Source organism: Rothia aerolata (assembly GCF_014635585.1).
Lineage (GTDB): Bacteria > Actinomycetota > Actinomycetes > Actinomycetales > Micrococcaceae > Rothia > Rothia aerolata.
The window spans coordinates 283,118-297,763 of record NZ_BMDC01000003.1 but is presented as its reverse complement, the minus strand read 5'-3'; the positions used below and the strand labels follow the sequence as shown (position 1 = coordinate 297,763).

The window sequence follows — 14,646 nt, the reverse complement described above, 5'->3', positions numbered from 1 at the left end:
GCAGGTCACATAGGATAGGAGAATGACTTTCTCCGGTGAGACCTCTAAGGTGCTGAGCTATTTCTCCCCCGCCACCCGTGAATGGTTTGCCGGTGCTTTTCACGAGCCCACTCTTGCTCAGGCCGGTGCCTGGTCTGCCATTGCTGAGGGCAAGCACGCCCTGATTGTTGCCCCTACCGGTTCCGGAAAAACCCTAGCTGCTTTTCTCTGGGCGCTCGACCAGCTCCACATTCATGAGGAGCACGCTAAGCCAGATACAAAGGTTCTCTATATCTCGCCTCTGAAGGCACTGGGTGTGGACGTCGAGCGCAACCTGCGAGCGCCCCTGATCGGTATTGCCCAAACGGCTAAGCGGTTGGGTGCTACCCCGCCCGAGGTGAGCGTGGGGGTTCGCTCCGGCGATACGCCGGCAAAAGAGCGGCGGCAACTGATTTCTAACCCGCCGGATATTCTGATTACCACCCCCGAGTCTCTGTATCTGATGCTGACCTCCAAGGCGCGGTCTACCCTGGCGAACGTGCACACGGTGATTATTGACGAGGTACACGCGGTGGCCGGTACCAAGCGCGGTGCCCACCTGGCGGTGACCCTGGAACGCCTGGATCAGATTTTGCCCTCCCCCGCCCAGCGGGTGGGACTTTCAGCGACCGTTGAGCCGGTGGAAACCGTGACCCGCTTTCTGGGCGGAACGGCGCCGGTGGAGATTGTGCAGCCGCCCTCGCAGAAGGAGTGGGAGCTGAAGGTTTCGGTTCCTGTTCCAGATATGACGGCGCTGGGCGGGCCCAACACCTACGGCGAGGGGGATGGCTCCGGGGCGGCGTCCGGGGGCCTGGCCCCGGTCGGTTCCAGCCCCTACCTCGATAAGCTGGCCCGCAAGGCGAAAGAAAAAATCAATGCTTTTGAAACCGGCGAGCACTCTTTTGATGACGGTCTGAACCTGGGCGATTCGCTTCTGGAAGCCCAGTCGAGCGAGGCTGAGAAGAAGATCAGCCCCGAACAGCTACCCGCCGGAACCACCCTGGCAGACGCTATCGGTATTTTCCCGCGCGAGGATCAGCAGAGAGAATCGCGGGCTGATAACCCCAACCTTGGTCCGCTGAACATCGAGGAGATTGACCCGGCAGATTTGGTTCCGGCGGAGACTGCCGCTGAGCCGACCCCGCAGACCAGCGGCTTTCAGGCGTCTATCTGGCCGCACGTGGAAGAGCGCATTGTTGACCTGGTGGAAAGCAACCGCTCCACCATTGTCTTTGCCAATTCCCGCGGCCTGGCGGAGAAGCTTACCGCCCGCCTGAACGAGATTTATACTGACCGGCAGCTGGCTCGCGGAGAAGCCGAGGGGCCTGTAATTTTGGCGCGTGCCCACCACGGCTCGGTCTCTAAAGACCAACGCACCCTCATTGAAGAAGCCCTGAAGTCGGGGCAGCTGCGGTGTGTGGTGGCTACCAGCTCGCTGGAGCTGGGCATCGATATGGGTGCCGTAGATTTAGTGGTGCAGGTCGAGGCGCCGCCCTCGGTGGCATCGGGGCTCCAGCGCGTGGGCCGAGCGGGCCACCAGGTGGGCGAGGTTTCCCGGGGTTATCTCTACCCCAAGCACCGCGGAGACCTTCTCAACGCAACGGTCACCGTCAAGCGGATGCTGGCGGGCGAGATTGAGCCGCTGGCCATTCCCACCAATCCGCTGGACATTCTCGCCCAGCAGACCGTGGCAGCCGCAGCCCTGGGCCCCATCGGGGTAGAAACCTGGTTCGAGGCGCTGCGCAACACCGCACCCTTTGCTACCCTCCCCCGGTCTGCCTTTGAGGCAACCCTGGATTTACTCACCGGCAAGTACCCCTCAGACGAGTTTGCCGAGCTACGCCCGCGCCTTATCTGGGATCGGGACCAGGGCATTCTCGAGCCCCGCCCCGGCGCCCAGCGCATCGCGGTAACCAGCGGCGGAACCATTCCCGACCGCGGCCTCTTTCCGGTCTTTATCGTGGGCTCAGAAGACTCTAAGGCGCCCAAGCGCGTGGGTGAGCTCGACGAAGAAATGGTCTACGAGTCCCGCGCCGGTGACGTGATTGCCCTGGGGGCGTCGTCCTGGAGAATCGAAGACATCAGCCACGACCGCGTGAGCGTGACCCCCGCCCCCGGTGTGCCCGGCAAACTGCCCTTCTGGCACGGCGAGGGCCCGGGGCGGCCGGTTGATTTAGGACGAGCGCTGGGGCAGTTTACCCGCGAGCTGGCGGCTGAAATTCAGGCGGGTGGTTCCGCCGCCCGTGAGCGTTTAGAGTCGATTGGCCTGGATACCTGGGCGGCCGATAACACCGAGGCCTACGTGCGCGAGCAGGTGGAGACAACCGGGGTGGTGCCCTCGGATACCCAGTTTGTGGTGGAGCGCTTCCGCGACGAAATTGGGGACTGGCGGGTGGTGCTCCACTCCCCCTTCGGCATGCCGGTGCACGCCCCCTGGGCGCTGGCGGTGGGCCAGCGGGCAGAGGAAATGTTCGGGGTCAATGCCTCGGCTATGGCGGCGGACGACGGCATTGTGCTGCGCATTCCCGCCGTAGAGGCAGAGCCCCCCGGAGCCGACCTTTTCTTCTTCGACCCGCAGGAGCTTGAGGATATTGTGACCGAGCGGGTTTCTTCTTCGGCGCTCTTTGCCTCGCGGTTTAGGGAAAATGCCGCCCGGGCCCTGCTGCTGCCCCGCCGGGATCCGGGCAGGCGCACCCCGCTCTGGCAGCAGCGGCAGCGCTCGGCCCAGCTGCTGGATGTGGCGCGCAAGTTCCCCGACTTTCCCATTATTCTGGAGACCGTGCGCGAGTGCCTGCAGGATGTCTACGATCTGCCTGCCCTGACCGAGGTTCACAAGAAGATTGAGGCGCGCTCTATCAGGGTCTCGGAAATTGAAACCGAGACCCCCTCCCCCTTTGCCCGCACCCTGCTCTTTGGCTACGTGGCGCAGTTTCTCTACGAGGGCGACTCGCCGCTAGCAGAGCGCCGGGCCGCTGCCCTCTCACTCGACCCCGCCCTGCTCTCGGAGCTGCTGGGCCGCGATGAGCTGCGCGAGCTACTCGATGCCAACGTAATTCGCCAGACCGAGGCACGCCTACAGCACACTGCCCCCGGCTACCGCTATCAGGGGGTTGAGGGGGTTGCCGACCTACTCCGCTTGCTCGGCCCCCTGACCGCCGAGCAGCTGGCGGCCCGCCTGCGGGCTCCCGAGTCTACAGGGACTTCCAGGGCTGAGACTACCGAGGACGACGCCGTCGCGAGCACCGCCGAGGCCGCCGGCTTTGCGCGGGAGCTGGTTGCCAGCCGCCGCGCCCTGGAAATCACCCTGCAGGGGCAGGCCCACTTTGCCGCGATTGAGGACGCCGCCCGCCTGCGCGACGGCCTGGGCGTGCCGCTACCCATGGGCGTGCCCCTGGCCTTCCTCGAACCGGTGGAAACCCCGCTGGAAGATTTGGTGGGCCGCTATGCCCGCACCCACGCCCCCTTTACCACCGCCCAGGCGGCTGCGGCGCTGGGGCTGGGCACCGCCGTCGTCGAAACAACCCTGCGGGCTTTAGCCACCGACCGTCGAGTGATTTCGGGCGAGTTCCTGCCCGAGGAGGTGCGCGGGGAGCTAGCGCTAGCGCGCACCGGCAGCCCTGAGGCCGCCAGCACAGAGTGGGTAGATACCGGGGTGCTGCGCACCCTTCGCGCCCGTTCCCTGGCCGCCCTGCGCGCCGATGTCGAACCCGTTGCCCAGCACATTTTTGGGCGCTTTCTGCCCAGCTGGCAGCACCTGCAATCCTGGACCCTCACCGAAGAAACCTTTGCCCCGGGCACCTTTGGGGCTCCCGCCTCGGGCAAGAAAACAGCTTTCAAGGTTGACGACTCAGCAATGCTCAGCGGCTACGACGGCCTGCTCACCGCTATCGACCAAATTGCCGGTGTGCGGATTCCCGCCTCGGCGCTGGAACCGCTGGTGCTGCGCTCGCGGGTGAGCGACTATAGGCCCGAGATGCTCGACCGGGCTCTTGCCTCGGGAGATGTGCTCTGGGCAGGAGCCGGGGAGCTCACCGGAGACGGTTGGATTACCCTGCACCTGACCGAGGCCGCCGCCCTGACCCTGCCAGAGTCCTCTGATACCGAGCAGGTTTTGGCGGAACTCGGCCCATTGGAACGGGCGGTTTTTGAGGCCCTGGGCGCAGGGGGTCTCTTCTTCAACCAGGTACGGGAAAGGCTCTCTGCCGCCGGCCTTGAGGCGGGTGCCCCCGATGTTTCCCGGGCCCTGTGGAAACTCGCCTGGGCAGGGTTGGTTACCAACGATACCTTCGCCCCAGTGCGCTCCCACCTGGCGGGCGGTCACTCGGCGCACAAGCTCTCCAAGCCGGCAGCGGCACCCCGCTCGGCGGTACGGCGCGGGGCAGCGAGACTTTCAGCCTCCCGCCTTTCGGCCTCCCATCTTTCGGCGGCTCGGCTGGCCTCAGCCCAGGTCAGCATCAACCCCATCGACTCCGGTCGCTGGTCTCGTCTTATCACCGAGGACTTAGACCCCACGGTGGCCAGCGCCGCCCGCGCCGAACTTCTGCTCGACCGCTACGGGGTGCTCACCCGCGGTGCCGTTGCGGCAGAAGACACCCCCGGCGGCTTTGGTGCCGTCTACCGAGTACTCTCTGCCGCCGAAGAAAAGGGAATTGCCCGCCGCGGCTACTTCATCGAGGAGTTGGGAGCCGCCCAGTTCTCCACCGCCACCACGGTAGACCGCCTGCGCGACTTCAACAGGGAAGAAGAGAACACCGCCGGGTCAGTTAAGGTTCGGAAGTCCCTGGTTTTGCTGGCCGCCACCGACCCGGCAAACCCCTTTGGGGCAGCGCTCCCCTGGCCCGAAGCGGCGTCCTTCGGAGAAACCGCGAGCAAGCACCGGCCGGGGCGCAAGGCCGGGGCTGTGGTGGTGCTGGTGGACGGCAGGCTCGCTCTCTACCTGGAGCGCGGCGGCCGCACGGTGCTGCTTTTCAGCGAGGATTCGCAGGACGCCGCCGCGGCGGCTCCCCTGGTGGCTGAGCTGGTGCAGCGCGGGGCGGCGGAAAAAATCATGATTGAGAAGGTCAACGGGCTGGGAATTTTGGAAACCCCTGCTCCTTTGGAGGGCGGAGAAGAGCACCCGGTCGCTGCCCTGCGCTCCGGGCTAATACGGGCTGGTTTCTACTCAACGCCCAGGGGGCTGAGGATGCGGCGGGAAATTGGCGCCCTCTAAGGGTCAGGAACCGGCTCCTTGGCAGGGATGGTTTAAAAATCTAACCCCGGGCCTAGGGGAAGCCCGGGGTTAGCGAATCATATCCTTGAATTTCACGCCTAAATAGTGTGCAGGGAGCTGTGCTCGTCTACACCGCTGTAGCCTTCACGGAACTCACGCACGGAGCGAAGCAGCTGGTACACCAGAGCAGCAACTGCTAGGCCTGCGAACGCAACTAGAATAAAGGCCAGGATATGCATCAGCATTTCTGCCATAATTTTCTCTTTCCCTTGGGGGATATGGCGCCACATTTTAGGGGGATATGTAGCCACCATAATGGGGACAAAAAAATAATAGCAGAAGATTTAGTATTTTTTTCAAGTAATTTGCCATTTTTTTCAAAAGAGCTAGTCAAAGGTAACAGATGCCAGAAGGCGATACGGTGTGGCGGCAGGCACGGAACCTGCACCGCGGTTTAAGTAGCAGGGTGGTTCGGCGTACCCGCTTTAGGGTTCCCGCCTACGCCGAGATAGATTTGGGCGGAGAGAAAATCGAGGGAGCCTTTGCCCGCGGCAAACACCTGTTTCTGCGCATCGGGCAGACCACCGTGCACTCCCACCTGCTCATGGAGGGAATCTGGCACCTCTACGGGGTTGACTCCTCGGGGCAGCCCCAGCGGTGGAAGCGCCCCGCCTTTACCGCCCGCGCCGTCATTGAAGCCAACGCCCGCCTGGATTCGACCGGCCAAGTAATCCCCGACTCCACCCCGGTCTCGGCGGTGGGCTTTTCGCTGGGCATGTTAGACCTGCTCCCCCGCGAGCGCGAGCTGGAGCCCGTAGCGCACCTTGGCCCGGATTTGCTGGGGCCCGACTGGAACCTTAATCTGGCGGTGGACAACCTGCTTCAAGCCCCCGAGCGCATGATTGGCCCGGCTCTGCTGGATCAGAAGAACCTGGCGGGCATTGGCACCATCTATCGGGCTGAAACGCTGTTTTTGACCGGGGTTGACCCGCGCACCCCGGTAGGGGCTGTACCCGACCTACCCCGCCTGGTGCACACAGCCCACCTGCTCTTGCAGGCGAATAAGGAGCGCCCGCTGCGGGTAACCCGCACCGTGGCGGAGCCCCTCTGGTGCTACGGGCGGGCCCGCCGCGCCTGCTACCGCTGCGGAGCAACCATCGTGCGGGAAGAGATCAGCGACCTGGGTTTGGACAGCGAAAAATTCGGTGAGACTCCCCACAGAATCGCTACCGAAGAAGACCGCGCCCGGCTTTCCTACCGCTGCCCCGGCTGCCAGGTGCTATATACATAGAGTATGCCCCGCAGAGTAACCCGTTCCCTCAAGACCAAGCCCCTGCCGCAACGCCAGGGGATTGACCCCGTCTGCCTGCTGCTGCCCCGCGCCGGGGAATCGGCAGAAGAGGCTGCCGCCGCCCAGCCGCCCCGGCCCACCGAGACCTTTGGCGCCGAGACGGTGCTGGACTACCTGGTGGCGCGCTTCTTTCCGCACGAGCGCGCGCCCATCGCCGCCCGCTTCGAGCGCGGTGAAGTGGTGGATGACGACGGGCGGCAGGTTTCCGCCGGGGCCCCGCTGGCAGGTCAGCAGATTTGGTACTACCGTCAGCTTGGCGATGAGCGCCCGGTTCCCTTCGACATGCCGGTGCTCTTTGAAGACGACTGGGTTCTTGCCATTGACAAACCCCACTTTCTGCCCACCACCCCCAACGGTTCTTTCGTGCTCCACACCGCCCTGGCTAAACTGCGGGTGCGGGAAAATAACCCGGATCTGATTCCGATTCACCGGCTCGACCGGCTCACCGCCGGGGTGGTTCTCTTTGCCAAAACTCCCGAGGCTCGGGCGCCCTTTCAAACTATGTTTCAGGAGAGGTTTGTCTCTAAGGTCTACGAAGCGGTAGCGGCTCCTATCGAAAGGCTGGGTGAGGGAGAATCTATAGAATTTTCCAGCAGAATCACCAAGCAGCACGGGAATTTGCAGGTCTCCCAGCTCACGGCTGAGGCGGCAGAAGCTGCCGGGCTAGCCACCAATTCCCGCACCCGGATCACCTGCCTGCGGGAGTTTAGCCTGGCCAGCGGCGTCCTCCCCGAGACCTCAAGCGTCAACCCAGAACTTTCCTTTCCCCGCGGCAGGCTGGCGCACCTGAGGCTGGAACCCCACACCGGCAAAACCCACCAGCTCCGCGCCCACCTGTGGGCGCTAAGCTCCCCTATCGCCGGCGACGTCCTCTACCCCCGGGTTCTCGGCTACCACCCCGACGAACCGCTACTACCCCTGCAGCTGCTGGCGCGCTCGGTCAGTTTCGAGCACCCCGTTACCGGCGAGGCGACCACCATTACAAGCCAGAGGCAGCTGAAGCTAACCCAGCTCAGCGCCTAATTTTGCTGGCCTACCGGCTATGCCCGCTAGACTAGAGAGCAGACCCCGAGGAGAGCCATGAAGAACACCAACCCCCACCCAGCCCACCTGAACCCCGATGAAGTTGAGCGTCTCGACTCCGAGCACGCCCAGGAGCTCAACCGGCGCGCCGAACTGGCCGGGCGCTCGGTGATCAGACTCTTTGGAAAAAAGGTCATGGGCATTCCCGGCACCCTGGTGGGTAGCGTTCAGATTCCCGAAACCCGCACGCTGGGTAAGCGCTTTGCCGACTGGCACTACTGGTGGCAGGCGCATTTTCTCGACTGTGCGCTAGACGCCGCGGCCCGGGAGCACCGCCTGCACAATTCCTCCGGGGCCTATGAGTGGTTTGAAACAGCCCAGAAGATTCTGCGGGGTATCAAAACCCGTAATTTCAACGTTTTTACCAACGCCTTCTACGACGACATGGCCTGGCTTGCCCTGGCAGCCGGCCGCCTCAATGACCTTTCGCTGACCCTGCGCGGGCGGCCCGACTCCCTGGCCTCTGATGCCGGACGGGCACTCTTCGCTGCCCTGGCCAAGGGGGCAACCGATGATTTGGGCGGCGGCATGTTCTGGTCTGCCCGGCACGATTTCAAGAATACCCCCGCCACCGCTCCCGCCGCCCTGGCTTTCGTGCGAGGCCAGCAGCCCCAGCGCGCCGCCGGCCTGCTGAACTGGCTGGATTCATCGCTGTGGTCGGGTGAGGAATCCGCCTACCTCGACGGGCTGAAGGTCAAGGACGGCGCTATCTCACTGGAGCGCGGTCTCTTTAGTTACAACCAGGGGCCGGTGCTGGCCGCCCTGCTTGAGGTAGTCGAAGCAGGCGGGGAACTTCGCTGCGATGTATCCGAGCGGCTCTCCGCCCTTTTTGAAGGAATCGACCGGCACTTTACCTCCGAATTCACCGTGGCCAGTTCTGGTGAGAAGCTCACCGTTTTGCGCACCCAGGCAGGCGGTGACGGCGGGCTCTTCACCGGCATTCTTGCCCGCTACCTTGCCTATGTGGCACGCTCTCCCCAGGCTCCGGCCGACCTGCGCGAGCGCGCCCGCGAGCTGGTGCTCAACACCGCCGAAATTCTCTGGGAGGGCCGCCGCGAATTTGACCCCGACCTGCCCCTGAACGAGATGGGAATCGACGTCAACGAAATCCGCGGTGAGGCAGCGGTGCTCTTCTCGACCTCTTCCACCCTGCATTCCTCGGAGACCCTCAAGCCGGGGGCTCCCGTAGAGCTCTCCTCCCAGCTACAGGCCTGGATGATTCTTGAGGCTGCGGCCACTCTGTAACTTCTCAACCCTGTTAAGGAATATGGTCCCTACTTCTCACGCACTAGCTCCCCTGCGCAGGCAGTCTGTTCTGTTCACCCTCAAATCTCCCCACCTTCTTCTGATTGAGATACTTGCAGGTCTGGTGACCTCGCTGGCGCTCATTCCCGAAGCCCTTGCCTTTGCCGTGGTAGCAGGAGTAGACCCCAAAACCGGGCTCTTCACCTCTGTTATTTTGGCGATGGTCATCGCGATTACAGGCGGCAGGCCCGCGATGATCTCGGGTGCCGCCGGATCCACTGCCCTGGTAATTGCTCCGCTGGTGGCAAGCCACGGTACCGACTACCTGGTTGCCACCGTTCTACTGGCAGGTCTGCTCCAGATTATTTTTGCTGCCCTGGGAGTCGCCAAGCTCATGCGCTTTATTCCCCGCCAGGTGATGGTCGGCTTCGTCAATGCACTGGCGATTCTTATCTTCTCGTCGCAGCTGCCCCAGCTCATTGGGGTTCCCTGGCTGGTCTATCCCATGGTGTCGGTGGGAGTGCTTCTGGTCTTTGGACTACCTCGGCTATCAAAGGCCGTTCCGGCACCACTGGTGGTCATTGTTCTCCTCACGCTCTTTGCAGTATTAACCGGGGCGCAGGTACCTACCGTGGGCGACTACGGCGAGCTACCGTCGTCCTTACCGACCCTCTTTTTCCCAGCGCTACCCCTCACGCTCGAAACCCTGCGGGTGATTCTTCCCTATGCCCTGGGTATGGCTTTTGTTGGCTTAGTTGAGTCGCTGATGACTGCCAAGCTGGTTGATGACATCACCGATACCCACTCCAATAAAACCCGTGAATCTGCAGGCTTGGGCATCGCCAATCTGGCGGCCGGTTTCTTTGGAGGCATGGGCGGCTGCGCCATGATTGGCCAAACCATGATTAACGTCAACGGTGCCCGCGCTCGCACCCGAATCTCCACCTTCTTTGCCGGTTTCTTTATTCTGTTGCTCTCGCTCCTTCTGGGCGATATTGTGGCGATGATTCCCATGGCAGCCTTGGTGGCTATCATGATTTTCGTTGCCCTGACCACCTTCGACTGGCATTCAGTGTCTCCTTCAACCCTGAAAACCATGCCCAAGGCAGAGACGGCCGTGATGCTGGCAACCGTACTCATCACCGTGGCCACCCATAATCTCGCCCTGGGAGTAGGCACTGGCATTTTGCTGGCGATGGCCCTCTTCGCCCGCCGCGTAGCGCGCTTTGTGACGGTGGCCCGCACCGTTTCCCTGTCTGAGGACGGCGCTTCTTCGGATTCGCCGGCTGTGGCAACCTATCGGGTGAGCGGGCAGCTTTTCTTTGCCTCATCAAACGATCTTTACACGCTCTTTGACTACCAGGAGGACCCCGAGCAGGTCATCATCGACATGAGCGATTCCCACGTGTGGGATGCCTCTACCGTCTCAGCCCTAGATTCGGTGGTTACTAAATACCACCGCCTGGGCAAAACTGCCCGGGTTATAGGGCTCGATGAAGTCTCGGGAGAACTGCACGGGCGCTTGACCGGCAGGTTATAGCCGCGGAGTTCTGGTTTTGCACGAAAGAGCGGCGCCCGTATCAGACCCCTAATTCTGATGCGGGCGCCGTCGGCGCTGGTGGCCTAGGTGGTTCTAATTATTGAGTTATTGGGTTGTATCCGCCTTAATCGTCAGTAACGATTACGTCTACGGGAATGTTGCCGCGGGTTGCGTTGGAGTAGGGGCAGACCTCGTGGGCCTTATCCGCCAGCTGCTGGGCTTCATCGTGGTCCATTTCGGGAATAACAACCTCAAGAACCACGGCCAGCCCAAAGCCTTCGCCCTGCTTGCCGATGGAAACCTTTGCTCCTACAGAGGAACCGTCAATCTTCTTACCTGCCTGGCGAGCTACCATCTGAAGTGCAGAGTGGAAACACGCTGCGTAACCGGAAGCAAAGAGCTGCTCGGGGTTGTTGCCCTTGCCGGAGCCGCCCATCTCCTTGGGAATGGCCAGATCAGCTTCAAAAGAACCGTCTGAGGTGCGTACAAAGCCGTCGCGGCCAGCGCCGGTTGCCAGTGCTTCGGTGGTGTAAAGAGCTTCCATGATTTCTCCTTATGCTTGATAGGTTGTTTTCAACAGTACACAATTAGATTGTGCACAATCAATACTTTGGAGAAAAAATTTTGCACAATCTTTTTCAGGTAGGCTATTTCTATGACCACCAACCAGCTTGCCCTTGAAAACCAACTCTGTTTTTCACTCTACCGAGCCTCCCGGCTAGTAACCCGCACCTACCACGACCTTCTTGAGAAGCTCAACCTCACCTACCCCCAGTATCTGGTGATGCTGGTGCTCTGGGAAAAAGAGGAAGTCGGCATGAAAGAGCTGGCAGCCCGGCTCGACCTCGACTCGGGCACGCTGACCCCGCTGATTAAGCGCCTGACCTCCCTGGGTCTGCTCACCAAGTCGAGAGACCCGCAGGACGAACGCCGCGCCGTCCTCACCCTTACCCCGGAGGGAAAGAAACTACGGGAGAAAGCGCAGTCCATTCCCCAAGAGATCTATTCCATCTGCGCCACCGAGGGGGTGGATCTCCACCAGCTCAAGGTGGAGCTGGACAGGATATCTGAGCAGCTTTCAGGCTAGATGAGTGACCGGCAAAAGGCCCCGGTGGCCACCACTTGGTACCCACCGGGGCCTTTTGCCGGTCAAAACCAAACGGGCCCTGCCCCACCCTGACCTAGTAGACTGGTGCCCGTGCTTAACACAGACTTTCCCAACGAGAATTTCTCTTTCGAGATCAAAAACCGCCTCACCGAGACCGCCAGCCCCAGCCAGGAGCGGGTCGAACAAAACGGCGGGCAGTTTCACGGCCGCACCGGCGTGATTCACACCCCGCACGGTGACATCACCACGCCCACCTTTACCCCGGTGGGCACCAAGGCGACGGTCAAGGCGGTGCTCCCCGAGGCCATGAAGGATCTCGGCGCCCAGGCACTGCTCTCTAACGCCTACCACCTCTTTCTACAGCCGGGCCCCGACGTGCTCGATGCCGCCGGTGGTCTGGGAAAGTTCATGAACTGGGAGGGGCCCACCTTCACCGATTCGGGCGGTTTCCAGGTGATGAGCCTGGGCTCCGGCTTCAAGAAGGTTATCGACATGGGAACGGTGGCGGGCGCTACCGGCGCTGACGGCCGCCCGCTGGGTGATGACGACGTCGCCGCCGGTAAGGAGCGCATGGCGCACGTGGACGACGACGGCGTCAACTTCAAGTCCCACATCAACGGCGATATGCACCGCTTTACCCCCGAGGTCTCCATGCAGGTGCAGCACCAGATTGGTGCGGACGTGATGTTCGCCTTTGACGAGCTGACCACCCTCTATAACTCTCGGGCCTACCAGGAGGAAGCCCTGGAACGCACACGACTGTGGGCCCTGCGCTGTATCGCCGAACACCAGCGCCTGACCGAGGAGAGAAAGCACAAGCCCTACCAGGCCCTCTTCGGCGTGATTCAGGGGGCCCAGTATGAAGATTTGCGCCGCAAGGCCTGCCGTGATTTGGGTGCTATGCCCTTTGACGGCTTCGGCATCGGCGGGGCCCTGGAGAAGGAAAATCTCGGTACCATCGTGCGCTGGTGCAACGAGGAGCTGCCCGAGAACAAGCCCCGCCACCTGCTGGGCATTTCGGAGCCCGACGATATTTTCACCGGCATCGAGAACGGTGTGGACACCTTCGACTGTGTCTCCCCCACCCGCGTGGCCCGCAACGCCGCCGTCTACACCCCTGATGGCCGCTTTAACCTGACCAACGCGCGCTTCCGCACCGACTTCACCCCCATCTTTGAGGGCTGCGACTGCTACACCTGCACCCACTACACCCGCGCTTACCTGCACCACCTCTTCAAGGCCGACGAGCGCCTGAGCGCCACCCTGGCGTCAATCCACAACGAGCGCTTCATTGTGAAAATGGTGGACGACGCCCGCGCGGCAATCGACTCGGGGGAATATTTTGACTACCGCGATGAGTTCTTAGGTAAGTACTACGCCAAGAAGCTCGCCCAGCAAAAGGCCCAGGAAGAGGCGAAAGCCCGCAAGGCCGCCAAGGACGCCGAGCGGGCGGCTGCCGCCCAGGCGCGGTGGGAGGCAAACATGAAGGCCAAGGCAGAAGCCGAGGCCCGCCGGGCCGAACAGGCGCGCGCAGCTGAGCAGGCGTCGTCCTCAGATCAGAAGGAAGAAGACTAAATGGCAGATTTTCCCCTCGACTCCGTTCATAAGTCCGAGCTGCTGACCGTCAAGCGGGATTTTGCGGTGAGTCCCGATGAGCTGCTGGCGGCCTTTACCGCCGGTGAGGTCTTTAAACAGTGGTATGCGCCAGAGGGCTGGCGCATTATGGACGAGCACTTTACCTTTGAGCCGAGAATCGGCGGCAGGATTCAGCTTCTCATGGAGCACGAGGCAGGTATTGGCGTGCAGGCTCCCATCTACCTGCGGTTTGAGTCGATTACCGACGGTCTTATTGAATTTACCGAGTCTATTGCTGGCCCCACCGGCCAGCCCACTGACCAATTGATTGGTTGGCGCCTGCGGTTTACCCCCGGCACCGTGGTGACCGAGTCTGGCGTGGGCCAGGGAACCAATCTGGTGCTGGAGCAGGGCCCCCTGCCTGAATCGGTTCACGAGCAGGCGAGGGAGACCTGGCACCAGTCTTTCTCCAACCTGGAGAAGGTTCTTACCCCGCAGGGCTAGAGCTTGACCACCATCTTGCCGGTGTTGGCGCCCTTCATCATGTCGATAAAGGCGTCAATGGTGGAATCAAGGCCCTCGTAGACGGTCTCGTCGTAGGCAATCTTGCCTTCGGCGAACCAGCCGGTCATCTTCTCGCGGAACTCACCGGCAACATCCTGAACGTAGTCGCCCAGGGTAAAGCCCTGCATCATCAGGCCCTGCTTGATGAGGTTGGCCATGTTGTCGGGGCCGGCGGCGGGCTGGCCCTTTTCGTTGTAGACCGAAATTGCACCGCACAGAGCCAGGCGGCCGCCGCGGTTCATCACGTCCAGGGCAGCTTCGAGGTGGTCTCCGCCCACGTTGTCGAAGTAGACGTCTACACCCTGGGGGGCTGCCTGGGGCAGGGCCTGGCGAATGGGTTCCTGCTTGTAGTTGATAGCGGCGTCATAGCCGTACTTTTCGGTCAGCAGATTGACCTTGGCTTCAGAACCGGCGCTGCCGATCACGCGGGAGGCACCCAGCAGGCGGGCAATCTGGCCCACGGCGGTACCGACCGCACCGGCGGCACCCGAGACGAAGACGACGTCCCCCTCCTTCATCTTGGCCACGCGGGTCAGCCCGGTGTAGGCGGTCATGGCGGTCATGCCCAGCATGCCCAGGTAGAGGGAGGACGGCGCGCCGCCGGGTAGTTCTGCCAGGGCGGTGAAGCCCTGGGCAGGGCCCTGGGCGTAATCTGCCCAGCCCTGATAGTGCAACACCAGGGTTCCCTCGGGCAGGGAGTCTGCGCGGGACTCAACCACGCGGCCCACAGCACCGCCCTCGATACGGCCACCGATCTCGTAGGGGGCTACGTAGGATTTGGTGTCATTCATGCGGCCGCGCATGTAGGGGTCTACCGAAATAAATTCGTTCTTGACCAGCACCTCGCCGTCATTCAGGCTGGGCAGCTCAACGGTGGCGAACTCAAAGTTCTCGGCAGTGGGCCAGCCCTCGGGGCGGGAGGCAAGGCGAATTTCTCGAGCTTGGGTCATTGG

General features: G+C 62.2%; 11 protein-coding genes. 8 read left to right on the top strand and 3 right to left on the bottom strand.

The features are described 5' to 3' along the window. Nucleotides 1–22: 22 nt before the first annotated feature. A complete protein-coding gene (locus IEV00_RS09285; protein WP_188360078.1) occupies nucleotides 23–5,227 on the top strand; it encodes a DNA glycosylase AlkZ-like family protein in 5,205 nt (1,734 codons plus the stop codon). 98 nt (nucleotides 5,228–5,325) lie between these two features. On the opposite strand, the gene IEV00_RS09280 is transcribed toward IEV00_RS09285, so the two are convergent. Further along, a complete protein-coding gene (locus tag IEV00_RS09280; RefSeq protein WP_188360077.1) occupies nucleotides 5,326–5,481 on the bottom strand; it encodes a hypothetical protein in 156 nt (51 codons plus the stop codon). A gap of 149 nt (nucleotides 5,482–5,630) precedes the next feature. Between IEV00_RS09280 and IEV00_RS09275 the strand changes: the two genes are divergently transcribed. The 4 genes from IEV00_RS09275 to IEV00_RS09260 are packed head-to-tail and all read left to right on the top strand — an operon-like array spanning nucleotide 5,631 to nucleotide 10,446. Further along, complete coding sequence (locus IEV00_RS09275; RefSeq protein WP_188360076.1) at nucleotides 5,631–6,518, top strand: DNA-formamidopyrimidine glycosylase family protein; 888 nt, start codon at nucleotides 5,631–5,633, stop codon at nucleotides 6,516–6,518. 3 nt (nucleotides 6,519–6,521) lie between these two features. Next, nucleotides 6,522–7,601 carry a pseudouridine synthase gene (locus IEV00_RS09270; RefSeq protein ID WP_188360075.1) on the top strand — a complete coding sequence of 360 codons (1,080 nt, stop codon included), beginning with the start codon at nucleotides 6,522–6,524 and terminating at the stop codon, nucleotides 7,599–7,601. A 57-nt stretch (nucleotides 7,602–7,658) separates the two neighbouring features. Next, nucleotides 7,659–8,906, top strand: coding sequence for a glycoside hydrolase family 76 protein (locus tag IEV00_RS09265; protein WP_188360074.1), 1,248 nt, complete (start codon nucleotides 7,659–7,661; stop codon nucleotides 8,904–8,906). A gap of 22 nt (nucleotides 8,907–8,928) precedes the next feature. Continuing rightward, on the top strand, nucleotides 8,929–10,446 hold the full coding sequence (locus tag IEV00_RS09260) for a SulP family inorganic anion transporter (RefSeq protein WP_188360073.1): 1,518 nt from the start codon (nucleotides 8,929–8,931) through the stop codon (nucleotides 10,444–10,446). Between the two features lie 124 nt (nucleotides 10,447–10,570). Here the strand turns inward: IEV00_RS09260 and IEV00_RS09255 are convergent, their stop codons facing one another. Then, the gene (locus IEV00_RS09255) at nucleotides 10,571–10,990 is read right to left on the bottom strand and encodes an organic hydroperoxide resistance protein (protein ID WP_188360072.1); all 420 of its coding nucleotides are present in this window, start codon (nucleotides 10,988–10,990) and stop codon (nucleotides 10,571–10,573) included. Nucleotides 10,991–11,101: 111 nt separating this feature from the next. Here IEV00_RS09255 and IEV00_RS09250 point away from each other — a divergent pair, with 111 nt between their 5' ends. From IEV00_RS09250 to IEV00_RS09240, 3 genes are all read left to right on the top strand, one after another. Next, entirely contained in the window at nucleotides 11,102–11,533 is a 432-nt protein-coding gene (locus IEV00_RS09250) for a MarR family winged helix-turn-helix transcriptional regulator (RefSeq protein WP_188360071.1), read from the top strand. A gap of 111 nt (nucleotides 11,534–11,644) precedes the next feature. After that, a complete protein-coding gene (gene tgt / locus IEV00_RS09245) occupies nucleotides 11,645–13,129 on the top strand; it encodes a tRNA guanosine(34) transglycosylase Tgt (protein ID WP_373868239.1) in 1,485 nt (494 codons plus the stop codon). Continuing rightward, on the top strand, nucleotides 13,130–13,633 hold the full coding sequence (locus tag IEV00_RS09240) for an SRPBCC family protein (RefSeq protein WP_188360070.1): 504 nt from the start codon (nucleotides 13,130–13,132) through the stop codon (nucleotides 13,631–13,633). On the opposite strand, the gene IEV00_RS09235 is transcribed toward IEV00_RS09240, so the two are convergent. Then, nucleotides 13,630–14,643 carry an NADP-dependent oxidoreductase gene (locus IEV00_RS09235; RefSeq protein WP_188360069.1) on the bottom strand — a complete coding sequence of 338 codons (1,014 nt, stop codon included), beginning with the start codon at nucleotides 14,641–14,643 and terminating at the stop codon, nucleotides 13,630–13,632. The genes IEV00_RS09240 and IEV00_RS09235 overlap by 4 nt on opposite strands. Between the last annotated feature and the right edge of the window lie 3 nt (nucleotides 14,644–14,646).

Bases quoted from the DNA above. Each gene is read 5' to 3' on its own strand.
- IEV00_RS09285 (WP_188360078.1), top strand. From the start codon at position 23: ATGACTTTCTCCGGTGAGACCTCTAAGGTGCTGAGCTATTTCTCCCCC.
- IEV00_RS09280 (WP_188360077.1), bottom strand. From the start codon at position 5,481: ATGGCAGAAATGCTGATGCATATCCTGGCCTTTATTCTAGTTGCGTTC.
- IEV00_RS09275 (WP_188360076.1), top strand. From the start codon at position 5,631: ATGCCAGAAGGCGATACGGTGTGGCGGCAGGCACGGAACCTGCACCGC.
- IEV00_RS09270 (WP_188360075.1), top strand. From the start codon at position 6,522: ATGCCCCGCAGAGTAACCCGTTCCCTCAAGACCAAGCCCCTGCCGCAA.
- IEV00_RS09265 (WP_188360074.1), top strand. From the start codon at position 7,659: ATGAAGAACACCAACCCCCACCCAGCCCACCTGAACCCCGATGAAGTT.
- IEV00_RS09260 (WP_188360073.1), top strand. From the start codon at position 8,929: ATGGTCCCTACTTCTCACGCACTAGCTCCCCTGCGCAGGCAGTCTGTT.
- IEV00_RS09255 (WP_188360072.1), bottom strand. From the start codon at position 10,990: ATGGAAGCTCTTTACACCACCGAAGCACTGGCAACCGGCGCTGGCCGC.
- IEV00_RS09250 (WP_188360071.1), top strand. From the start codon at position 11,102: ATGACCACCAACCAGCTTGCCCTTGAAAACCAACTCTGTTTTTCACTC.
- IEV00_RS09240 (WP_188360070.1), top strand. From the start codon at position 13,130: ATGGCAGATTTTCCCCTCGACTCCGTTCATAAGTCCGAGCTGCTGACC.
- IEV00_RS09235 (WP_188360069.1), bottom strand. From the start codon at position 14,643: ATGACCCAAGCTCGAGAAATTCGCCTTGCCTCCCGCCCCGAGGGCTGG.